Source organism: Pseudomonas sp. LP_7_YM (assembly GCF_004364435.1).
Lineage (GTDB): Bacteria > Pseudomonadota > Gammaproteobacteria > Pseudomonadales > Pseudomonadaceae > Aquipseudomonas.
In genome coordinates this window covers 402,592-423,117 of the sequence record NZ_SOCT01000001.1, presented here as the reverse complement: position 1 = coordinate 423,117, position 20,526 = coordinate 402,592, and the positions used below count along the sequence as shown (strand labels likewise).

Below are 20,526 nucleotides of genomic sequence, written 5' to 3'. Positions count from 1 at the left end.
GGCAGCCCGGACCGGCGCCGTCTGCTTTTCTCGTTAAATCGAGCCGATACGGCTGAGTTCATGTTTTAGCGCGCTCCCTTCCAGGGTCTCCAGAGGCAGCGCAAGAAAGGCGCTCACCCGGTGATGGATCCTCGCCAGGGTGGCCTCGAAAGCCGCAGTCATTTCTGCCTCGGACCCTATCACCTCCGAGGGGTCCGCCAGTCCCCAATGCGCTTTCAGGGACGGGCCGAAAAATACCGGACAAGCCTCCCCTGCCGCTCGATCGCACACTGTGATCACGATGTCAGGGGGTGAATCTTCGAACGCGTCCGAAGCCTTGCTGCTCAAGCCGGCCGTGGACACGCCTGCCTCCTTCAGAGCGTGCAACGCGCGCGGGTTGACCTGGCCGCTTGGGAAACTCCCGGCGCTGACCGCCTGCCAACCTGCCGGAGCCAGATGATTGAACAGCGCCTCGCAGAGGATGCTGCGGCAGCTGTTGTGGGTACACATGAACAGCACTTTCATCGAAGGATTCCCGGATTTAAAAACTGAGGCGCAGTGCCAATGCACAAAGGGTGGCAATGAGGATCGGCAAGGTCAGGATCACGCCGGTCTTGAAGTAATAACCCCACGTGATGGTAATGTCCTTTTTGGCCAGTACGTGCAGCCACAGCAGCGTCGCCAGGCTGCCGATCGGGGTGATCTTGGGGCCGAGGTCGCAGCCAATGACGTTGGCGTAAACCATCGCCTGCGCAATGACACCCTCAGGTTCGCTGGCATGAATGGCCAGAGCGCCAACCAGCACGGTTGGCATGTTGTTCATGATCGAAGACAGCGCAGCGGTCAGCAGGCCCGTACCGAGTGCGGCGCCCCAGATCCCATGCTGCGCAAACACGCTGAGCAACTGCGCAATGTAGTTGGTCAACCCGGCGTTTTTCAGGCCGTAGACCACCAGATACATGCCCAGGGAAAAAACCACCACTTGCCAGGGCGCACCCTTGAGAACCTTGCCGGTGTCGATGGCCCGACCACGTGCCGCGACGACGTACAGGACCAGCGCGCAGGCTGCCGCAATGACGCTGATGGGCACGCCCAGCGGCTCGACCAGAAAGAAACCGAGCAGTAGAAGCGCCAGTACCCACCACCCGGCGATGAAGGTTGGACGATCACGAATCGCCTCGTCGGGGTGGCGCAGTTGGCCCAGGTCGTAAGTTCCCGGCAGCTCTTTGCGAAAGAACCACAGCAACATGGCCAGTGTGACCGCGACGCTGACAATGTTCACCGGCACCATCACCCAGGCGTATGCGCTGAAACCTATGTGGAAATAGTCGGCCGAGACGATATTCACCAGATTCGACACTACCAACGGAAGGCTGGCGGTGTCCGCTATGAAGCCTGCGGCCATGACGAACGCCAGGGTCGCGGCGGGCGAAAATCGTAGCGCCAGCAACATCGCGATTACCACCGGCGTCAGGATCAGCGCCGCTCCGTCATTGGCGAACAGTGCTGACACCGCGGCGCCCAACAGGATGATGAACGCGAAGAGCCTGCGTGTGCTGCCTGCGCCCCAGCGAGCGACATGCAACGCGGCCCACTCAAAGAAGCCGGCCTCATCAAGCAGCAGACTGATCATGATCACAGCGATGAACGTTGCCGTGGCATTCCAGACGATGTGCCACACCTGAGGTATATCTGCAGGCGTGACCACTCCGGTCAACAACGCGAGCACCGCGCCGAAAGAGGCACTCCACCCCACCCCCAGCCCCCTCGGTTGCCATATGACCAGAGTGATAGTGGTGATAAAGATCAGTAAGGCAATCAGCATTTGAGCCACTCGATTCGGGGGGAGATCATGTGCACAGCGTACGATTGACCGGGCGGCCATTCATGCCCCACAAGCGTGTGGCTTCGGCTTCCAGCCACGGCTGGTTCGCATCCACGATGTCTTTCAGGATCGCCGTCACCCAAACAGGGAGATCGGGATGCAGGCGGTAATAAACCCACTGCCCTTGGCGCCGATCCATCAGCAGACCTGCCGAGCGCAGCAGTGCCAGATGTCGTGAAATCTTCGGTTGGGTCAGATCCAGGGCAGCGGTGAGTTCACAGACGCAAAGCTCGCCTTCACTGACGACGAGCAAGGTGATTTTGCTACGGGTGTCATCCGCCAGGCACTTGAACAAGGCGGTGGGGGTCATGGGTTCTGTCACATATTCTCCAAGGGTCCGGTCTTTACCGAAAACAGCCCTCGGTGTGCGTATGCAGTCGGGGGCATGTGTCATCCAGCGTAAGCTGCGCAACATATCGGCAGCCAAATATACGCAAAACCAAATATACGGTAAAGCAGATATATCTGCAGGGGTGGTGACTGAAACTGGCATCACCCATGCAAGAAAGAACGGCTGAGCTTTCATAAAGACTTATCAATGAACCTCGCCAGATCGCTCTGTCGCAGCCTCGGAACGAACGGTCCAAACCAGTGCTATTTCAGGATATGTCCCCGCACGCCTTCCTTTGAACTATCCCCAACAGGCACATCGGCCCCGGTGCGCCCTGCATCACTGCTGCTGTAACGATTCCGCACTCTCGCTGATCGGCGCTCAAAAAATATTCGCCAACGTGAAAAAGACTGAACGAATGCTTTCGCGATGCCCTCCGACATAAGGACTTTAGTTGGCGCAAGCGCCATCACACCCTCACCACTACTCTCAGGAGAAGCGAACATGACGACCGAAAATCAGTATGCGATGCAGAACCCTCTGACGCAGTATCCGCAACCGGAATTTCCGAAACAGCCGCAGACCCCGCCCGGCACTGTGCACAAGATGCAGCCGGCTGCCGACCACGGTGAAACCAGTTACAAAGGTTTCGGTCGACTGGCAGGCCGCAAGGCGTTGATCACCGGTGCAGACTCCGGGATCGGTCGTGCCGCTGCGATTGCCTACGCTCGCGAAGGCGCTGACATTGCGCTCAATTACCTGCCCGAAGAAGAAGCCGACGCCAGGGAAGTGGTTGCGTTGATCGAAGCCGAGGGCCGCAAGGCTGTGTGCATTCCGGGCGACCTCAAAAGCGAGGCCTTCTGCAAGGAGCTGGTCAGCAAGGCAGCTGAAGGCTTGGGTGGCCTCGATGTGCTGGTCAACGTCGCTGGTAAACAGATCGCGCAAAAGTCGATTGCCGACCTGACCACCGAGCAGTTCGATGAGACGTTCAAGACCAACGTCTATGCGCTGTTCTGGGTATGCAAGGCCGCTCTGCCGCTGTTGCCGGCGGGGGCGACCATCATCAACACCGCGTCGATTCAGGCTTATCAGCCATCCGAGACCCTGCTCGATTACGCGCCTACCAAATCAGCCATCGTGGCATTCACCAAAGCGCTGGCCAAACAGGTCATCAGCAAGGGCATTCGCGTCAACGCCGTGGCACCCGGCCCGTTCTGGACGCCGCTGCAGCCCAGCGGTGGTCAGCCACAGGAGAAAATCCCCGAGTTCGGTTCGGAAACGCCGATGGGCCGTCCTGGACAGCCTGCCGAATGCGCGCCGATCTATGTATTGCTGGCAAATCAGGAGTCCAGCTACATCACCGGCGAGGTGTTTGGCGTGACCGGTGGTAACCCGCTACCGTGAGTGAACGACGGTCCACCTCATGCCACAAGGACGGCTACGCAGAGCTGGATCAGTACATTGCCCTGGGCGACGGTCGCTCCGTCGCCCTATCGGCAACTGATGGTTCCATCGACTGGTGGTGCGCGCCCAACATGGATTCGCCGCCGCTGTTCGATCGGATCCTCAGTGCCGACAAGGGCGGTTACTTCAGCCTGACGCCCCGCGAACCCTTCACGGTCGAGCGCGGCTATTTGCCTGACAGCAATGTCGCCTGCACCACATTCCAGACCCTTACCGGCGCTGTACGTCTGACCGAGTCACTCAACAGTGGCAACGCAGGACGCCTGCCGTGGAGCGAGCTGGCCCGACGCCTCGATGGCGTCGAAGGTGAAGTCGAGTTCGACATCGTGTTCAAACCCGGTACTCGCGCCGACAGCGTCAGCCCTTGGGTTCAGGACACTGCTCACGGCAAGGTCTTTCACATCACCACACTCATGGTCATGCTAAGGATGAGCCCTGAGGTGGTGGTGACTGAATACACCGATCGCCTGGTGCGTGCACGCTGCACAGTCCGCGCCGGACAAAGGGTCCTCGTCGCCCTCCTCACCTCCGACGACGAGCCATTCGCTGTGCCCACGCTTGAGCAAATCGATGCGCGCATCGAGTTAAGTGATGGGGCGTGGCGCGACTGGACTGCCACGCTCGGGTTCACCGGAGCCTACGCCAAAGAGGTACGGCGTTCGGCGCTGGCGCTCAAGCTACTGCTGTACTCGCCAAGCGGCGCGATAGCGGCTGCAGCCACCAGCTCGTTACCAGAGAAAATCGGTTCGGACCGCAACTATGACTACCGTTATGCCTGGGTGCGCGATGCGGCGTACACCATCAAGGCGTTGCTTCGGATCGGCGCATTGCAGGAAGCCAAGGCAGCTTTCGCTTGGTTGATCGCAGCCATTCGCAAACACGGGCCGCGCATGCACGTGTGCTACACGCTGGATGGTGATCGGGTCGATGATGTGCAGGAAATACCGCTGTCCGGCTATCAGGACAGCCAACCGGTAGTGATCGGCAATTGCGCTTTCGATCAACTGCAACTGAGCCTGTACGGCGACATTCTCGAGACCGCAACGCTGTTCGTTGCACAGGGGCATCTGCTGGATGAGTCCACTGCGCAGTTGCTGCATAACCTGGCTGACCAATGCGCGGACGAATGGAACTCGCCAGACGCCGGAATCTGGGAGCTGCCGCAACAACAGCACTACACCATTTCCAAAATCGGATGCTGGATGGCCCTGGACCGTGCCAGCAAGCTGGCCGAGGCTGGACAGATTCCGGATGGCAAGGCGCAGCGTTGGGCCAGAGAGCGCGACCGGATCCGCGACTGGATCGACGAGCATTGCTGGTCGGAGCAACTGCAGTCGTACACCCTGTACCCGGGCACCGATCGTCTGGACGCCTCACTGTTGCTGGCGGCACGCTTTGGCTTCGAACGCCGGGATCGCCTCATCCTGACCCGCGAAGCAGTGGCCCGCGAGCTGGCTGCGGGGCCTTTGCTGTATCGCTATGGCGGGGCGCAGGGTGAAGAGGGTTGTTTCCTCGCCTGCTCGTTCTGGCTGGTCGAAGCTTATGCGCTGCTGGGTGAGCCGGCAAAGGGGCGCCAGACCATGGACGCGCTGCTGGAAAAGACCATGCGTAATAACGGCGTGATGGCCGAAATGCTCGACCCGGGCACCGGGCTGCCCCTGGGAAATTTCCCTCAGGGCTTAAGCCACCTGACCTTGATTCACGCCGCGCTCGCGTGCCGGGGCGAATAGCGCAGCCCCCCCTTAGCTCATGGCTGCCCTTCAGGCCCAGGCGTTAGCGAGGTGCCTGGCGCTGGTTGCGACGGGTGACCGGCGCGCGTACCTGAGCTCGAAGCTCGGCAATCAGATCGGAAATGGCGCGACTGGTGCCAAGCCTGGACGTAGGGATCCCGTCCATCGCGACGTTCGACCCGGTCTCGGGGTCGACGACTTCGATGGAGAGTTCACCGTTGCCTGAAACCGAACACGTGCAGCGCAGCGGGAGAAGGCCGGATTCGATGATATGACGCAGTTCGAGAGCAGAGATTGCCATGTGGGTCGTCCTTGTAAGGTTGTCCTTGTTAGGCAGGGTTGGCCTCGGCCTGCCTGAGGTCATTCCAGCTATTTTGCATACAGCGCAGAGAGTGCAGCTCGATCGCACGGGCTTTATTCCCCGGGCTGGAATCGCGACCTCAACAACCTCTGCATATAAAGCGCATTACCCAACGCAGCACCTTGCGCGGTGTTATCGAAGATGCACCAGGTGGGCACTCCATCATTCCTGAAGGCCTCGATTTTCCGGGCAAGGCGCTCCAACCAGCCTGTGTCGTAAGCACTGTAGTAGATCTTCGGCGATCCGTGCAGGCGCCAATAGCGAAATCCCGGCCATCCGCTCGGCGCATCATCGTTGCCGGTGCGGCCCGGATCGACCGCTGCCTGCGCAATGTGCTGATCGACCAGCAAGGATTGCGCCTGAGTCCAGGAGTGATGGCGCGGTTCGAGCACAACATAGCCGGAGTAACGAGCCCTGAGGTTTTCAAAGAAATCCCCGGCGCTACGTGCATCGAACTGCAGGGAGGGCGGCAACTGAATCAACAGGCAGCCGAGCCTGTCACCCAACGCAGCGCACTCAGCAAGGAAGGTGTCCAGCAACACCGAACATTCCTGCAGGTGATGTTGGTGGGTGATCGACTTCGGCATTTTTACCGAGAAGCGGAATGGGCCATTAACGGACTCCGCCCATCGAGCGTAGGTGGACGGCCGGTGCGGGCGGTAGAACGAGCTGTTGATTTCAACCCCTGCAAGCCGTGAAGCGTAACGTTGCAGATGCGTGCCGTGCGCTTGGAACTCAGGCCAGTAGTCGCGGCCAAGGCTCCAGCCCGCGCAGCCGATATAGAGAAAATCATTACTCAAAAAAGCACTCCCTCTGCATCGCGCATGAATATCTCGATGGTTTTTGGCCCTATGCCCTCGAAGTCTTGCAGACGGGCCGCGAACTCGGCCCTGTTTTCACAGAGCTTGCGGATGTCCGTGACCTTGCCTGCGTATTCGGCGTTGAGCTTGGTACTCAGTTTCAGCAGGCGTTCGGCGGTGGACTCGTCATAGCGGGTATAGCGCGCCTCTCCCAGCATCCTCACCAATTCCCGATGAGTGCAGCCAGCCAGTTTGCGGGAAGTATCGCGCTCATGCTTTTCCACGATGACCCGGTACGCCTCGGCGGCGATATCGCCTTGTATGCGTTTGCCCATCAGAAAGCTGGCAATCAACCACTTGAACAACGACGGGTCATCGCCAGCGCCAAGGTGAATATTGAGATCAGTCGCGCTGATAGGCGTGTTCATCGTCATGTTTGCATATCCCATTACGCTGTTCGCCGCGTTGAATGCAAAAACGCCGGTTCATTGAACCGGCGCATGGCAACGCGATTGGCCGTTTATTTCGCGAGGTCGGCTTTTAGTCGCTCACCGGCATACTCCTGCGCCTGCTGCGCTTTTTGCACAACGGCAGCGGTGCCGAAAAACTCGTGGGTCACGCCTGGATAGACCTTGCGTTCGACGCTGACACCTGCACTACGAAGGGCCGTTTCCAGTTGGGCGCCATCATCACGCAGCGGGTCGATCTCGGCATTGATCACAGTCACCGGCGGTAGACCTTGCAGATTGGCGTGGACCAGATCGATGCGCGGATCCTTGGCATCGGCCGGGGTGTTGGTCACTTGCGAGATGAACCACAGCATCATCGGACGATTAAGCGGCATCGCATCGGCGTACTTCAGGTACGACTCAGTGTCGGTGCTCGACTGCGCAACCGGATACACCGACAGCACATGCCTTGGCGCGGTAAGACCCGCTTTGTGAGCCGCCACAGCGGTCGCTACAGCGAGGTTACCGCCTGCGCTTTCACCGGCCAATGCCAGGCGCTTCGGATCGCCGTTGACGGACGATGCATTGGTGGTCAACCAGCGATAGACCGCCAGAGCATCGTCATGGGCCGCAGGAAACTTGTTCTCCGGGGCCAGGCGGTAATCAACCGAGATCACCACGGCGTTGGCCTGTTTCGACAGTCCACGGGCACCGCCGTCATACACTTTGCGGTCAGCGAACACCCACCCGCCGCCGTGGAAATACAAGACGACCGGGAACGGCCCGGCGCCGTTCGGGGTGAACACAGTGGCTGGCAGCGAGCCCGCCGCGCCTGGAACCGTGATATCTCGCGTGGTGATGCCCGGCACTAGCACGGTCGGGGTGCTGTCGCGTTTCTCGTCAGCCAATACACCCTTCACAGCGTCCGCAATGGTTGGTTGCATACGAGCTTCGGCCGGTGTGGTTTTTTCCACGGCCTTGGCGTCAAAGCTGGCGTACTTGTTCAGCACTTTCTGCATATCTGCATCGGTGCGCAACATGCTCTTGGTGCCACTGACTGCCAGTTCCGAGACAGAATGCTTTTCCGGGTCGCGGGCGCAGCCGTGGAGCATTGCCACAACACCTAACGCAGAAATTGCCCATGCCAATTTATTACGATGGATCGTTATCATTGTTTAATCCTCAGACGCATTGACGGACCTGCGTACCCCTCACCTGATGTGCGCAGGTCCTGATTCCTGACTTCTATGATCGTCGCCCTGACGCCCTCGACCTTTGGGCCAAGCGCAGGATTTGCGTGATACGTTACGCCGCAGGCTTAAGGATCACCTTGGTCCAGCCCTCGTCACGAGCATCGAAATGCTTGTAGGCATCCGGTCCCTCGTCGAGTTTCAGGCTGTGGGAGATGATCTGCGAGGGCTTGGCCCGGTCATGATGAATCAGCTCCGCCAGGCGACGGTTGTAAGCCTTGACGTTGGCTTGCCCGGTGCGAATCTGCTGGCCCTTGAACCAGAAAGTGCCAAAATCGAAAGCCATTTTGCCTTCCTTCGCCAACTCGTTTTTTGCACCGGGGTCCTGCGGGACAAACACGCCCACCACACCGATACCCCCGGTAGCCTTGGTCGACGCCACCAGGTTGTTCATGGTCAGATGGTTCGCCTCATGCCCATGCTTGTCGCAACACTGGTAGCCGACACATTCACAGCCGCGATCAGTGCCCTTTCCGTTGGTGAGGTTGAGAATCTGATCGACCGCTTCCTTCTCCAGCGAGTTGACTGGCGTTGCGCCCATCTGTGCCGCGAGTTTCAAACGATCCGGGTGATTATCGACCACGAATACCTGCGAAGCGCCTTTGATCATCGCCGCATGCGCAGCCATGAGACCAACCGGGCCGGCTCCGTATATCGCGATACTCTCGCCGGGCAACAGGCCCGCCAGTTCAGTGGCGTGCCAGCCGGTAGGAAAGATATCGGAAAGCATCACGTAATCGTTTTCTTTCTCCTGGGCATCTTCTGGCAGCACCAGGCAGTTGAAATCGGCGTAGGGAACACGCAGCAACTCAGCCTGCCCACCCTGATATGGCCCCATGTCGGCGAAGCCGTAGGCGGCTCCGGCACTGCCCGGGTTGGCGGTCAGACAGAATCCCGTCAGGCCCTTCTCACAGTTCTCGCAGAACCCGCAGCCGATATTAAACGGTAGGCACACACGATCACCTACCTTGATGCGGTCGACGCCGGCACCCACTTCGATGACCTCGCCAAGGTTCTCATGACCTAAAACACGGCCGGTTTCCATCGAGGTGCGGCCTTCGTACATGTGCAGATCAGAACCGCAGATGTTGGTGGTCGTGACGCGAACGACTGCATCGGTCGGCTTTTCAATTCTGGCATCGGGGACATTTTGCACGCTGACGTCGCGTGGTCCGTTGTAAACGATGGCTTTCATTGGGTTCTCCCGTTCAAGACGATGAAGTAATTTTCGTCTGCTCACGAGTTATAAGTCCGACGTCAGATGGCATACGCTCAAAGTTTTAGGCGCTTGACCGACGAGCGGTATTTTAGTGCGCCACGTTCCAAGGCCAGCTGATAAAAACAGTGATAGCAAACACCCGCTCCATTCTGCGTTCATCAGCCAGTTCAACGGCGCACCCCTTCTACTCGCTGACCAGAAGTCCTTGCGCAGTCTGAATATGCGGGATTGACGCATTCATCCGTCGTGAAGCGAGCCAGGCGCGGGCTTTGGGGACATCGAAGATCTGACCTTGATCCATTAGCGCCAGAACCAATGCCTGGGAAACCCTGTAGTGCCCGCATTTCGGGCACTTGCGCTCTTCCCAGTCGGCCACGGAGGGGAACTGTTCCGCTGGCCCTGCGCATATCAAACAACTCATAAGACATCCCTTCTTATTGTCATTAGTGGCTTTGTGATTGAGAGTGGACTCTTAAAACGTCCGGCAATTCCATGCGTGTCTTCTGCATGCAAATACCGAGGCCTGGCGTCTCGGTTATAAGCCTCCATGGTCGCAAGCGTTAAAAAAAGCTGAACGTTCCACTCACCGGCCTATCTGATTAACCACAGGCACACGAGAGTCGTAGTGCTTCTACATAACCTAAACAACAAGGATCGATGAGATGGCTCACACATTTCGCACAGTGACACTTGCAGCAGTTATTTCCCTGGCCTGCCAAGGCGCCTTCGCAGCTCCGGACAACGATGATTTCGTCGAAGATGCTTCGGCAAAAGGCGTTGCTGAGGTAGAGGCTGGCAAGCTGGCCCAGGAAAAAGGCAGCGCTGCCGACGTCAAATCCTTCGCAGACATGATGGTTAAAGACCACACTGCCGCGAACGAAAAACTCAAGGCCATTGCCGACAGCAAAAAGCTTGAAGTTTCCACCAATCAGCAACTGCTGGACAAAACCAAAGCGCTAATCCTTGAACTGCGCAGTTCTAAGTCTTTCGATCAGGCTTATGCCAACAACCAGGTCAAGGCTCACGAAGCGACCATTGAAATCTTCAAAGACGAAGCAGCCAACGGCAAAGATGCTGAGCTGAAAGCTTTTGCACAGAAGACCTTGCCTACGCTGGAAGCTCACTTGGTGCAGGCCAAGGCCCTTGCCAAGGCTCATGGCGGCGACGCTGCCAAAGAGTAAGTCTTTACGGGTCCGGCGATAACGCCCGGCGCAGCTTGTACAGTGCGCCTTCCCCGTTCCTGTTACCTTCTCTTCCTCAGATGGAAATGACGATATAGTCGTTTCGCTGAACAATCCCGTTGTGCGGTCCTTCGACCAAATGCACGAATCGACCACTCACCGCGTCGATGGGCAAGCAGTCATCAATATCCAGCACCCCGTCCGTATGCGCCTGAGTCCAGTGGCCCAACATGTGCCGCTTGCCTTTGGAAATGGCTTCACGCTTGTCGCGCGCCACCACCAGTAAGTAATGGTGGGATTCACCAAACACCTGCGATTCGTATCCCCCCAGATTGATGAAGTACAACCGATTCGCCTCTGCCGCTGGCGCCAGCGGGCTTAGTTCGACACGCCATTTTTCCACACCCTCCACTGCCATCCATGAATCGATATGCAGCCCCTTGGGACTGCCGAACCAATCCTGTCGCAACTGTGGATAGGCTGCCTCCAGGCTGTCTGCGACGACAAATGCGACATCGTGCACTTCGATCCTGGCACGGGGGTGATTGCCACCCAGCATGACGACGAAAAGCATTGAAATACCGGCCTCCACGCCGTCGGTGTCAATGAAAAGGGCCCCGTTGCAGGAGCCCTTGATGCAGGGAGCGTAGCGCGTCACCCATCGCGCAGTGACGCACAACGATGTTGCGTCACAGTATCGGCTTGCCGCCCGTCACGCCATAGCGAGTCCCGGAGATGTAGCTGCCCTCGTCCGAGGCAAGCAGGACATAGATCGGCGCCACTTCAACGGGCTGCCCCGGCCTGCCCAACGGCGTTTCTTCACCGAAGCTCTTGACGTCATCGTCGGTCATCGTTGCCACGATCAACGGCGTCCAGATCGGTCCCGGCGCTACGCTGTTGACCCGAATGCCGCGAGGGCCGAGCATTTGCGCAAGACCCGCAGTGAAGTTGGCGATGGCACCCTTGGTCGTTGCATAAGGCAGCAACGTTGGTTTGGGCGTGTCCGAATTCACCGAACTGGTATTGATGATAGAGCTGCCGGCAGCCATCGAAGGCAGTGCAGCCTTGCAGATCCGAAACATGGCGGTGATGTTGATATCGAATGTTTTAACCCACTCTTCATCGGAAATTTCTTCGAGAGTGTTGTGGCTCATCTGAAACGCGGCGTTATTGACCAGCACGTCGATGCGTCCGAATTTGGCAACGGTGTCATCGACGATGGCCGAGCAGTTTTCTTTCTTCGCCAGGTCTCCCGGCAGCAGCAGACATTGGCGGCCCGCCTCCTCGACCCAGCGCGCGGTTTCCTTGGCATCTTCATGCTCGTCCAGGTACGAGATGGCAACGTCTGCGCCCTCCCGGGCGAAGGCAATGGCGACAGCGCGACCAATGCCGCTGTCGCCACCGGTAATCAGCGCAATCTTGTTGACCAGCCTTCCTGAGCCTTTGTAGCTTTTCTCGCCGCAGTCCGGGTACGGCTCCATCCGGCTTTGATCGCCAGGCACCGGTTGCTGTTGAGGTTTGAAAGGCGGTTTAGGGTAATCGGTCATGACATTCTCCTCGACGGGTGCGCACGCACCTTGTGCGCATGAAGGGTGGACTTTGATTCGAGCCGGGGAGTTCGGAGTTTTTATGAACACGCCTGCGAGCGGACCACCGTCGCGGCCCTGAGAGATCAGGCGGTTGCGCAACCCTGTTTGATGAGTGGAGCCAGAAGCTCCCGCACCGCTGGGTCAGACGCGCGGAACGAATGCTGGACATACCCGATCAATACCCCACTGACACTTTCAGAAGGTATGCACATGAAGTACTCGAAGCTGGGAAAGACCGGACTTGAAGTCTCACCCCTCTGCCTGGGGTGCATGACCTATGGCGTGCCAGAGCGCGGAACGCATCCCTGGACGCTGAACGAGGATCAAAGCCGCCCGCTGATCCGTCAGGCAATCGAAGCCGGGATCAACTTTTTCGACACCGCCAACGTTTATTCGGACGGCACCTCGGAAGAAATCGTCGGCCGGGCGCTCAGGGATTTTGCCCGCCGGGACGAAATCGTCATTGCCACCAAGGTTCACGGCCGCATGCATGCGGGCCCCAACGGCGCCGGTTTGAGCCGCAAGGCAATCCTGCAGGAGGCGGATAATTCGCTTCGCCGATTGGGCACTGACTATATCGACCTGTACCAGATTCACCGCTTCGACTACGACACGCCGATCGAGGAAACCCTCGAGGCGTTGCACGATCTGGTCAAGGCCGGGAAGGTGCGCTACATCGGCGCCTCATCCATGTTTGCCTGGCAGTTCGCAACGATGCTGCACACCGCCAGCGCCAATGGCTGGACGCGCTTTTCGACCATGCAGAATTACGTGAACCTGCTGTACCGCGAAGAAGAGCGCGAAATGCTGCCACTGTGTCAAGCCCAAGGCATCGGCGTGATGCCCTGGAGCCCCCTCGCCCGCGGCCGCCTGACGCGCCGATGGAATGAAAGCAGTGAGCGGGCCAACTCCGACGAGTTCGGCAAGTCGCTGTACGCCCATACCGCAGATGCGGATCGCAAGGTGGTGGAAGCCGTGGCCAGCGTGGCCAAGGCGCGGAATGTCGCGCCGGCACAGATTGCTTTGGCATGGGTGCTCTCGCATCCAGGCATCAGCGCACCGATTGTCGGCGCCTCGCGCCCCGGTCACCTGGACGATGCGCTGGCGGCAGTTGAGCTGGAGCTCAGTGACGCCGAACGTGCGGAGCTGGAGGCGTCGTACGTTCCTCACGCCGTGGTCGGGTTTTCCTGACCTCCACTTTGCAGCGCTTCCTGCACGCGGAGGCAGACACGTTTTCTGTCCCCGCATTCACGACTCGACCTGCGGCAACAACCGTGATTTCCACCAGCAGATCCGGCGCGGCCAGGCGTGATTCAACCGTGGCACGTGCCGGCGCGTGGCCTTTCGGGGCCCAGGCGTCCCCACACTTCGTTCATCCGGGCGCAGTTCGCCTGAATGGCCGACAGCAGACCTGCACACTGAAAATGCGGGTCTTGTCCCGTCCGGCATTGGCCAGCCAGTTGTCGATTTTTTCCTGCATCTGCGCAGTCTGCTCCTTGATATCCAGCGTCCGGTCGTTAGCGGTCTGACCACCAAGAAAGGTGAATCCGTTGCACTGAACGACGCGGCTCATGCACTGATTGGTTTCGATCAAGGTGACGGCAGGGACTGAGGCTTCAACCGCGACTCAATGGATTTCGTCAATGCACATCACTGACTTGCCGATCTGCTCACGGGCCTCGATACGGGCGTGAATCGCCTGCACCTCTTCCATCCGGTAGCGCCCTTCGATCTCGATGTTCAGCGATCCCTCGAGGATTGCCGCGAACACCGCATCGGCGCGGCGCTGGACCGTTACGCCATCGGCCATGTGATCGGCCAGTCGCGGGCGGGTCAGGAACAGCGAGCCAGCCTCACCCAGTTCAATGGGGTCAAGGTCAGTGATCGAGCCTGAAACGTTGCCGTAATTAACGATCAAACCACGAGTACGGCAGGCTCTGAAACTGTCGCGCAAGGTGCTTTTGCCCACTGAATCGAACACCACATCAACACCCTGGCCGTAGGTTGCTTCGCGAATGCGGTCAGCGAAACGGCCCTGGTCGTAGAGCATGGCGTGATTGGCCCCCCGTTCGAGGGCAATCGCACATTTGTGCTCGGTACTGGCGGTGGCGAACACCTGCGCCCCTCGCGCCTTGGCCATCTGCACCAACAGCTGACCAATGCTGCCGGACGCCGCGTGAATCAGGCAGGTACTGCCCGAATCCAGTCGCGCAATGTCGTCCACCAGATAGTGCGCGGTGGCGCCCTGAAAAAAAGCCGCTGCGGCCATATCAAAACCAATCCCGTCGGGGATCTTTGCGATCCGTTGCGCGGGCACAGCGATGTACTCGGCATAACTGCCCCACGCGATGCACCAGGCCACGCGGTCACCGACACAGAGGTTATGCACGCCCTCGCCCACCTCGACGATGACCCCGGATCCTTCCATGCCCAGCGTGCACGGCAACCGTACCGGGTAGGTGACAGACGTCGCGTACTTGCCCTGACGGGTGTGCACGTCCATGAAATTGATTCCGGCACAGGCGACCTTGACCAACACCTGACCGGGCGTGGCGCAAGGTTTGGGTAGGTCGGTGCGCAACTGCACCACCTCGCAACCGCCGTAGTTTTCGATCATGACGCCTTTCATGGGGGGGAACTCCTTGCGCGAATATTCATGACGCCGTGGCAGATACCACGTCACTCAATGGTGGCATCCATGATAGAACTCGGTACTCGGATCGATAATTCCCAAATCCTTCACACCATCCGTTCGGAAATAACCCGATGTTCGATTGGCAGGATCTTTATTTCTTCAGCGTGTTGGCGCGTACTCAGTCGCTCTCGGCCGCGGCCCGCGAATTGCAGGTCGAACACGCCACCGTGGGCCGTCGCCTCGACGCGCTGGAAAAGGCGCTGGGGCTGCGGCTGGTGGATCGGCTGCCGAGAAGCCGGCCATTGACCGAAGACGGGCGCGCATTGAACCGTATCCTCAGCGCCATGCCGAAGATGTCCAGTGAAATACAGCAGTTGTCACGCCTGGCCAGTATTGAAATAGCCGGAACCGTCAGGGTCAGCGCACCGCCCTCGCTGGCGATTCACACCCTGGCCCCACGCATCGCCGAATTGCGAAAGCAGCACCCCGGGCTCAATGTCGTGCTGCTGCCGTCACTTTCGATGGCGGCGCTGGATAAAGGCGAAGCGGACATCGCCCTGCGCACGGTCCGCCCGGAAGAAGACGCGCTGGTGCGCAGAAAAATCGGTGTGGTGCATTTCGCCTTGTACGGCAACACTGAATTCTCCGGGCGCCCGGTCGAGCAATGGACGTTTGTCGCTTACGACGACAGTCGCGATCATCTGCCGCAACAGGCCTGGTTGCACCAGATTCGTCGGCATCGCTGCGTGGTGTTCGCCGCCAGCGACCTGATGTCCCAGCAAATGGCGGCCCGGTCTGGCGTCGGCGCGGTCGTGCTGCCGACCACTGTGGGTGACAACGATCCGGCGCTCCAGCGCTTGCCCGTTGACAGCGAACCCCCTGCCCGCGACCTGTGGCTGACGGTGTATCCCGACTTGCGACGCTCGCCTTCGGTGAAGGCGGTGATGGATTTTCTGGTGGATTGCGTTGAGCGAGAACCTCGGCTGCGGAGGTAGTCGCTGCCGTTGTGACCTCTGGCGTCTCCCACAGGGCCTGCGGTGGTGAACGCGTACCTGGGCAGGTCCGGCCAGTTTTGGCAAAGAAGCTTTCATGACCGCGCTATCGGCCATGAACAAGACATAAAACCCGCCACCCGCTACATCATCGCCAACCCTATACGCGCAGGGCTGGTAGAGCGAGTACAGGATAATCCGCTATGGGATGCGATCTGGTTTTGAGGGTCGATACAAAGTCTTCCGTTAGCGCCGCGATCGTGGCACCCAGCGACGCCAGTAACGTCTTCCAGCTAATCATGGGAGAAATCAAAGGTTACGACGGCATCGAGTGCGGTGGGTCTGCAGCCCTATGAAACGAATGACCCTCTGACTTCGCTGCCACCTCGCCCCTCACCGCGCCAACAACCGCTCCAGCACCACTTCCAGCGGATGACGCAGTTGCTTGTCAGCCTGTCGCTTGACCTGACTGCGGCAGGAATAGCCAGTTGCCAATGCCTCGCCCGGCTTGTCCAGCTTGGTCGCCCATGACTGCTCGAAGATGGTCCGCGAGGTCTGCTGGTTGCGCGTTTCGTGACCATAAGTGCCGGACATGCCGCAGCAACCAGTGGCTTCGGTGACCAGTTTGAGCCCCATGCGGGCGAAGACTTTTTCCCACTGCGAGGTGCTGGCCGGAACGTTGGTCTTCTCGGTGCAGTGGGCCATCAGGCGGAATGATGCGGTCTGCATCGCACCTGTCGTTTCAGGCAGCGTGTCAATCAGCCATTCCTGAGGCAACAGGACGCTCGGGCTGCCTTCCAGCCCCGGCACCTTTTGGTACTCCTGGCGATAGACCAGGGTCATTGCCGGGTCCAGCCCCACCAGCGGCACACCACAGTCGGCCAGCGCCTTGAGTTGAGTGGCATTGCGCACTGCGGCTTTGGCGAATGCGCCGAGAAAACCTTGCACCTGCAGCGGCTTGCCATTGGCGCTATACGGCGCCAGGAACACCCGGTAACCCAACTGATGCACGAGCTGAATCAGCGCCGCCAGCAACGGCGTTTCGAAGTAACGGGTAAAAGCGTCCTGCACCAGCACCACACTGCGCTGACGCTGCTCATCGCACAGTTCACGCAGGGCCGGAACACTGGCGACTGCCACATTGCAGCGCGACAGCGTGCTTTGCAGGTTGTAGCGATGAAGCAGCGGGCTGTCGAGCATGCCGACGTGGCGTTCGAGCAGGCCACTGACCCACTTCGACCCCATCACGGCGTTGTACAGACCGGGCGCATAGGCCATGTAGGGAATGGAAAACTCGAGCGAGCCGATCAGGTAATCGCGCAGCGGACGCTGATAACGACCGTGGTACAGCTCGAGAAAACGCGAGCGAAATTCCGGCACGTTGACCTTGATCGGGCATTGCCCCGCGCAGGACTTGCAGGCCAGGCAACTGGCCATAGCGTCGTAGACCTCATGGGAAAAGTCCGCCTGCCCGCGGGAGCGCGCCAGGTTATTGCGCAGTCGCGTCGGCAGGCCTGTGATCCACGCTGCCTTGCCTTTGGCCGCCTCCAGCACGTCAATGTTGGCCGCACCTTGCAGGCGCAACCACTCGCGAATCAACGATGCGCGACCTTTGGGCGAATGCTGGCGTTCGCGAGTGGCCTTCCACGACGGGCACATCGCATCGTTCGGGTCGAAGTTGTAGCAGGCGCCGTTGCCATTACAGTGCACGGCGGTGCCGAAGCTTTGCCAGACGCGCTCGTCGATCTGCCGATCCAGGTCGCCGCGCAATGTGACTTCGTTGACCTTGAGCAGCCCTTCGGTGGCGTCCGGCGGAGTGCAGATCTTGCCCGGGTTGAGCTGGTTGTGCGGGTCGAACGCGCCCTTGAGCGCTTGCAGCGCCGGGTACAGTTCGCCGAAGAACGCGGGCACGTATTCCGAGCGCAGGCCCTTGCCGTGCTCACCCCATAACAGACCGCCGTAGCGCTGGGTCAACTCGGCGACAGCATCGGAAATCGGTTTGACCAGCGCGGCCTGGGCCGGGTCTTTCATGTCCAGCGCCGGACGTACATGCAGCACGCCGGCATCGACGTGACCGAACATGCCGTAGGCCAGACCATGGCTGTCCAGCAACGCACGAAATTCAGCGATGTAATCGGCCAGTCGCTCGGGCGGCACGGCGGTGTCTTCGACGAAGGGCTGCGGACGAATCTCGCCTTCGACGTTGCCCAGCAGGCCCACCGAACGCTTGCGCATGGTGTAGACACGAGTGACGGCTTCAGCGCCTTCGGCCAAGGTGTGCCCGAGCCGTTCGATGCGTGTGTCTGCCTGCAGGTGATTGACGAACGCCGCCACCCGGGCGTTGACCTCGGTCGCTTCATCGCCGCTGAATTCCACCAGGTTGATGCCCAGCGTCGGGCGCTCGGCATCGGCGGGAAAATATTCGGCGACGCTGTGCCAGACGATGTCTTTCATCGCCAGCATCAGCACCTTGGAATCCACGGTTTCGATGGACAACGGCTTGTGCGCAAGCAAAGCGTTGGCGTCGCGCAGAGCGTCCATGAAGCTGCTGTAGCGCACGTTCACCAGCACCGAATATTTCGGAATCGGCAGCACGTTGAGCTTGGCTTCGACCATATAACCCAGCGAGCCTTCCGCACCGCAGAGCACGCTGTTGAGGTTGAAGCGCCCCTGCTCGTCGCGCAGGTGCGCCAGGTCATAGCCGGTCAGGCAGCGATTGAGTTTGGGGAACACCGACTCGATCAAGTCGGCCTGGGTTTCCTGGATCTGCCGTGCGGTGCGATAGACCTCGCCTATGCGACCGGGCTGCGCGCAGGCCGACTCCAATTGCTCATCGGACAGTGCCTGGGTATGCAGGCGTTCGCCACCGAGCAGCACGGTGTGCAGTGCCAGCACATGGTCGCGGGTCTTGCCATAGGTGCAACTGCCCTGCCCGCTGGCATCGGTATTGATCATGCCACCGACCGTGGCGCGGTTGGAGGTCGACAATTCAGGGGCGAAGAACAGCCCATGGGGCTTGAGCGCCGCATTGAGCTGATCCTTGACCACCCCCGCCTGAACCCGCACCCAGCGCTCTTGAACGTTGATTTCGAGGATATGGTTCATATGCCGCGACAGGTCGACCACGATGCCGTCGGTCAACGACTGGCCATTGGTCCCGGTGCCGCCGCCCCGTGGCGTGAGCTTGATCTGCCCAAAGCGCGGCTCGGCCATCAGCGCCGCAATGCGTGCAACGTCGTCAGTGTCCTGGGGAAAGACCGCCGCTTGCGGCAGGCGCTGATAGATCGAATTGTCGGTCGCCAGCACCGTGCGGGTGGCGTAATCGGCGCTGAGCTGGCCGCGAAAACCGCTGGCACGCAGGGCGTCAAGAAAGTCTGGGTACTGGGCCGCGGGTGCTGCGGTAGGCAGTTGGGCGATCATCGTGGGATGGCCTCTTGTCGGTCTGATCACGGGAAACAGCAAAATACTTGTCGCCCGGGCATTAATCGGTCAGCCTCGGGTCTTTGTTTGCGCCAATGATCCTGCAGGTTCCGGCGCGATACAAATGGATATTCCTGCCGCTATCGATGACTTTTCTGAATGAATTACCGCCATCTCACTCCGTCGATGTCCCTGCTGCTGGCTTTCGAGGCCGCCGCGCGGCATGAAAGCTACACCCGCGCCGCCGTGGAACTGTCGCTGACCCAAAGTGCGGTGAGTCGTCAGGTGCAGGCGCTGGAACAGCAACTGGGGTTGACGTTGTTTCGCCGGGAAGGTCGACAGGTGCAGTTGACCGATGTCGGGCGCCTCTACCAACGGGAGATGAGCGAAGCGCTGGGACGTATCCGCAGCGCGACATTGCAGGCCATGGCCTATCAATCCGGCGGCGGCAGCCTGCGCCTGGCGACGCTGCCGACATTTGGCTCCAAGTGGCTGCTGCCGCGCCTGCATGATTTTTACAAGACTCATCCCGGCATGCTGGTGCACATCAACTCGCGCATCGATGCCGTGGATTTTGAAACCAGCGGGATCGACGCAGCAATAGTTGTCGGTCATGCAGGATTGCCGGGCCTGATCAGCCATCGCCTGCACGCCGAAGAATTGGTGGTGATCATTTCGCCGCAAGCAGCCGAGGACCACCAGCGCTGGAACCCGGAACACATCGCTGAACAGATGCTGCTCAACGTCGCCAACAACCCCAACGTATGGGGCGACTGGTTCAGCCACCATCACCTGCCGCACCGCATGATGCGCCTGGGGCCGAGCTTCGAACTGACTTCGCATCTGATACAGGCGGTCAAAGCCGGCATCGGCATCGGCCTGGTGCCGCGCATCCTGGTGGCAGACGAACTGGCCAACGCCGAACTGATCAGTCTCGACCTGCCCTTCGCCAGCCAGCGCAGCTACTTCCTGAGCTATCCACCGCGCAATGAAATTCTTCCCTCCTTGCAGGCGTTTCGGGCGTGGTTGCTGGAGCAGATTTGATTCCGGCTTTCACAGCAGAGCGATGCAGGCAGAACCCCGGGAAGACCCTCAGGTTGCATCAACGACGCAGATCTCCGAGTGCCCGCGAATGCTGAATGCGAGACGCCGCAGGTTACGACGGCAGCGTAGGCGGCTTGTCAGCCAATACATCTGCAGCAGGCCCACCGCCTTCGCCACTGTCGCACAGCCCCACAGGT

At 59.7% G+C, this 20,526-nt stretch carries 19 protein-coding genes and 1 pseudogene; 7 read left to right on the top strand and 13 right to left on the bottom strand.

The genetic code is table 11. From position 1 onward, the window contains the following. Nucleotides 1–33: 33 nt before the first annotated feature. Genes EC915_RS02040 through EC915_RS02030 form a run of 3 tightly spaced genes read right to left on the bottom strand, consistent with a single transcriptional unit; the run spans nucleotide 34 to nucleotide 2,174 of the window. On the bottom strand, nucleotides 34–504 hold the full coding sequence (locus EC915_RS02040; RefSeq protein WP_133748856.1) for an arsenate reductase ArsC: 471 nt from the start codon (nucleotides 502–504) through the stop codon (nucleotides 34–36). Between the two features lie 16 nt (nucleotides 505–520). Next, complete coding sequence (locus EC915_RS02035) at nucleotides 521–1,804, bottom strand: arsenic transporter (RefSeq protein WP_133748855.1); 1,284 nt, start codon at nucleotides 1,802–1,804, stop codon at nucleotides 521–523. Nucleotides 1,805–1,829: 25 nt separating this feature from the next. Further along, the gene (locus EC915_RS02030) at nucleotides 1,830–2,174 is read right to left on the bottom strand and encodes a metalloregulator ArsR/SmtB family transcription factor (protein WP_177413340.1); all 345 of its coding nucleotides are present in this window, start codon (nucleotides 2,172–2,174) and stop codon (nucleotides 1,830–1,832) included. A gap of 525 nt (nucleotides 2,175–2,699) precedes the next feature. On the opposite strand from EC915_RS02030, the gene EC915_RS02025 reads away from it, so the two are divergent. Both EC915_RS02025 and EC915_RS02020 read left to right on the top strand, forming a co-directional pair. Continuing rightward, nucleotides 2,700–3,599 (top strand): SDR family oxidoreductase, encoded by a 900-nt coding sequence (locus EC915_RS02025; RefSeq protein WP_133748853.1) that lies wholly within the window; start codon nucleotides 2,700–2,702, stop codon nucleotides 3,597–3,599. Then, entirely contained in the window at nucleotides 3,596–5,389 is a 1,794-nt protein-coding gene (locus EC915_RS02020) for a glycoside hydrolase family 15 protein (protein ID WP_166650897.1), read from the top strand. The genes EC915_RS02025 and EC915_RS02020 overlap by 4 nt, the downstream gene beginning before the upstream one ends. A 43-nt stretch (nucleotides 5,390–5,432) precedes the next feature. Here the strand turns inward: EC915_RS02020 and EC915_RS02015 are convergent, their stop codons facing one another. The 5 genes from EC915_RS02015 to EC915_RS01995 form a co-directional block, all read right to left on the bottom strand. Then, on the bottom strand, nucleotides 5,433–5,690 hold the full coding sequence (locus tag EC915_RS02015; RefSeq protein WP_133748852.1) for a DUF1652 domain-containing protein: 258 nt from the start codon (nucleotides 5,688–5,690) through the stop codon (nucleotides 5,433–5,435). A 113-nt stretch (nucleotides 5,691–5,803) separates the two neighbouring features. Beyond that, nucleotides 5,804–6,550 (bottom strand): DUF72 domain-containing protein, encoded by a 747-nt coding sequence (locus EC915_RS02010; protein WP_133748851.1) that lies wholly within the window; start codon nucleotides 6,548–6,550, stop codon nucleotides 5,804–5,806. Then, nucleotides 6,547–6,978, bottom strand: coding sequence for a DNA methylase (locus EC915_RS02005; RefSeq protein ID WP_133748850.1), 432 nt, complete (start codon nucleotides 6,976–6,978; stop codon nucleotides 6,547–6,549). The genes EC915_RS02010 and EC915_RS02005 overlap by 4 nt, the downstream gene beginning before the upstream one ends. A gap of 92 nt (nucleotides 6,979–7,070) precedes the next feature. Next, the gene (locus EC915_RS02000; protein WP_133748849.1) at nucleotides 7,071–8,111 is read right to left on the bottom strand and encodes an alpha/beta hydrolase; all 1,041 of its coding nucleotides are present in this window, start codon (nucleotides 8,109–8,111) and stop codon (nucleotides 7,071–7,073) included. A gap of 193 nt (nucleotides 8,112–8,304) precedes the next feature. Next, nucleotides 8,305–9,444 (bottom strand): glutathione-independent formaldehyde dehydrogenase, encoded by a 1,140-nt coding sequence (locus EC915_RS01995; protein WP_133748848.1) that lies wholly within the window; start codon nucleotides 9,442–9,444, stop codon nucleotides 8,305–8,307. A gap of 686 nt (nucleotides 9,445–10,130) precedes the next feature. Here EC915_RS01995 and EC915_RS01985 point away from each other — a divergent pair. Further along, the gene (locus tag EC915_RS01985; RefSeq protein WP_133748846.1) at nucleotides 10,131–10,649 is read left to right on the top strand and encodes a DUF4142 domain-containing protein; all 519 of its coding nucleotides are present in this window, start codon (nucleotides 10,131–10,133) and stop codon (nucleotides 10,647–10,649) included. Between the two features lie 76 nt (nucleotides 10,650–10,725). Here the strand turns inward: EC915_RS01985 and EC915_RS01980 are convergent, their stop codons facing one another. Beyond that, nucleotides 10,726–11,223, bottom strand: coding sequence for a DUF1543 domain-containing protein (locus EC915_RS01980; protein WP_133748845.1), 498 nt, complete (start codon nucleotides 11,221–11,223; stop codon nucleotides 10,726–10,728). A 115-nt stretch (nucleotides 11,224–11,338) separates the two neighbouring features. Continuing rightward, nucleotides 11,339–12,196, bottom strand: a complete 858-nt coding sequence (locus tag EC915_RS01975) for an SDR family oxidoreductase (protein ID WP_133748844.1) — start codon at nucleotides 12,194–12,196, stop codon at nucleotides 11,339–11,341. A 252-nt stretch (nucleotides 12,197–12,448) separates the two neighbouring features. On the opposite strand from EC915_RS01975, the gene EC915_RS01970 reads away from it, so the two are divergent. Next, nucleotides 12,449–13,429 carry an aldo/keto reductase gene (locus tag EC915_RS01970; protein ID WP_133748843.1) on the top strand — a complete coding sequence of 327 codons (981 nt, stop codon included), beginning with the start codon at nucleotides 12,449–12,451 and terminating at the stop codon, nucleotides 13,427–13,429. 181 nt (nucleotides 13,430–13,610) lie between these two features. Here EC915_RS01970 and EC915_RS25080 read toward each other — a convergent pair whose 3' ends face one another. Together EC915_RS25080 and EC915_RS01960 are read right to left on the bottom strand one after the other, a co-directional pair. Next, the gene (locus tag EC915_RS25080; RefSeq protein ID WP_133748842.1) at nucleotides 13,611–13,811 is read right to left on the bottom strand and encodes a hypothetical protein; all 201 of its coding nucleotides are present in this window, start codon (nucleotides 13,809–13,811) and stop codon (nucleotides 13,611–13,613) included. A 54-nt stretch (nucleotides 13,812–13,865) separates the two neighbouring features. Next, the gene (locus EC915_RS01960; RefSeq protein ID WP_133748841.1) at nucleotides 13,866–14,867 is read right to left on the bottom strand and encodes a quinone oxidoreductase; all 1,002 of its coding nucleotides are present in this window, start codon (nucleotides 14,865–14,867) and stop codon (nucleotides 13,866–13,868) included. A gap of 137 nt (nucleotides 14,868–15,004) precedes the next feature. Here EC915_RS01960 and EC915_RS01955 point away from each other — a divergent pair, with 137 nt between their 5' ends. Further along, entirely contained in the window at nucleotides 15,005–15,868 is an 864-nt protein-coding gene (locus tag EC915_RS01955) for a LysR family transcriptional regulator (protein WP_133748840.1), read from the top strand. A 45-nt stretch (nucleotides 15,869–15,913) separates the two neighbouring features. Beyond that, nucleotides 15,914–16,090: pseudogene (locus EC915_RS25525) on the top strand (transposase); the annotation flags it as partial. Nucleotides 16,091–16,258: 168 nt separating this feature from the next. Here EC915_RS25525 and EC915_RS01950 read toward each other — a convergent pair. Continuing rightward, nucleotides 16,259–19,285: an FAD-binding and (Fe-S)-binding domain-containing protein gene (locus tag EC915_RS01950; protein ID WP_133748839.1), complete on the bottom strand. Its 3,027-nt coding sequence runs from the start codon at nucleotides 19,283–19,285 to the stop codon at nucleotides 16,259–16,261. A 159-nt stretch (nucleotides 19,286–19,444) separates the two neighbouring features. Between EC915_RS01950 and EC915_RS01945 the strand changes: the two genes are divergently transcribed. Further along, nucleotides 19,445–20,329, top strand: a complete 885-nt coding sequence (locus tag EC915_RS01945; RefSeq protein ID WP_133748838.1) for a LysR substrate-binding domain-containing protein — start codon at nucleotides 19,445–19,447, stop codon at nucleotides 20,327–20,329. Nucleotides 20,330–20,526 lie beyond the last annotated feature (197 nt).

What these genes read in the sequence shown, in the direction of transcription:
- EC915_RS02040 (WP_133748856.1), bottom strand. Translation starts at nt 504, where the DNA reads ATGAAAGTGCTGTTCATGTGTACCCACAACAGCTGCCGCAGCATCCTC.
- EC915_RS02035 (WP_133748855.1), bottom strand. Translation starts at nt 1,804, where the DNA reads ATGCTGATTGCCTTACTGATCTTTATCACCACTATCACTCTGGTCATA.
- EC915_RS02030 (WP_177413340.1), bottom strand. Translation starts at nt 2,174, where the DNA reads ATGACCCCCACCGCCTTGTTCAAGTGCCTGGCGGATGACACCCGTAGC.
- EC915_RS02025 (WP_133748853.1), top strand. Translation starts at nt 2,700, where the DNA reads ATGACGACCGAAAATCAGTATGCGATGCAGAACCCTCTGACGCAGTAT.
- EC915_RS02015 (WP_133748852.1), bottom strand. Translation starts at nt 5,690, where the DNA reads ATGGCAATCTCTGCTCTCGAACTGCGTCATATCATCGAATCCGGCCTT.
- EC915_RS02005 (WP_133748850.1), bottom strand. Translation starts at nt 6,978, where the DNA reads ATGAACACGCCTATCAGCGCGACTGATCTCAATATTCACCTTGGCGCT.
- EC915_RS02000 (WP_133748849.1), bottom strand. Translation starts at nt 8,111, where the DNA reads ATGCTCCACGGCTGCGCCCGCGACCCGGAAAAGCATTCTGTCTCGGAA.
- EC915_RS01995 (WP_133748848.1), bottom strand. Translation starts at nt 9,444, where the DNA reads ATGAAAGCCATCGTTTACAACGGACCACGCGACGTCAGCGTGCAAAAT.
- EC915_RS01985 (WP_133748846.1), top strand. Translation starts at nt 10,131, where the DNA reads ATGGCTCACACATTTCGCACAGTGACACTTGCAGCAGTTATTTCCCTG.
- EC915_RS01980 (WP_133748845.1), bottom strand. Translation starts at nt 11,223, where the DNA reads ATGCTTTTCGTCGTCATGCTGGGTGGCAATCACCCCCGTGCCAGGATC.
- EC915_RS01975 (WP_133748844.1), bottom strand. Translation starts at nt 12,196, where the DNA reads ATGACCGATTACCCTAAACCGCCTTTCAAACCTCAACAGCAACCGGTG.
- EC915_RS01970 (WP_133748843.1), top strand. Translation starts at nt 12,449, where the DNA reads ATGAAGTACTCGAAGCTGGGAAAGACCGGACTTGAAGTCTCACCCCTC.
- EC915_RS25080 (WP_133748842.1), bottom strand. Translation starts at nt 13,811, where the DNA reads ATGAGCCGCGTCGTTCAGTGCAACGGATTCACCTTTCTTGGTGGTCAG.
- EC915_RS01960 (WP_133748841.1), bottom strand. Translation starts at nt 14,867, where the DNA reads ATGAAAGGCGTCATGATCGAAAACTACGGCGGTTGCGAGGTGGTGCAG.
- EC915_RS01955 (WP_133748840.1), top strand. Translation starts at nt 15,005, where the DNA reads ATGTTCGATTGGCAGGATCTTTATTTCTTCAGCGTGTTGGCGCGTACT.
- EC915_RS01950 (WP_133748839.1), bottom strand. Translation starts at nt 19,285, where the DNA reads ATGATCGCCCAACTGCCTACCGCAGCACCCGCGGCCCAGTACCCAGAC.
- EC915_RS01945 (WP_133748838.1), top strand. Translation starts at nt 19,445, where the DNA reads ATGAATTACCGCCATCTCACTCCGTCGATGTCCCTGCTGCTGGCTTTC.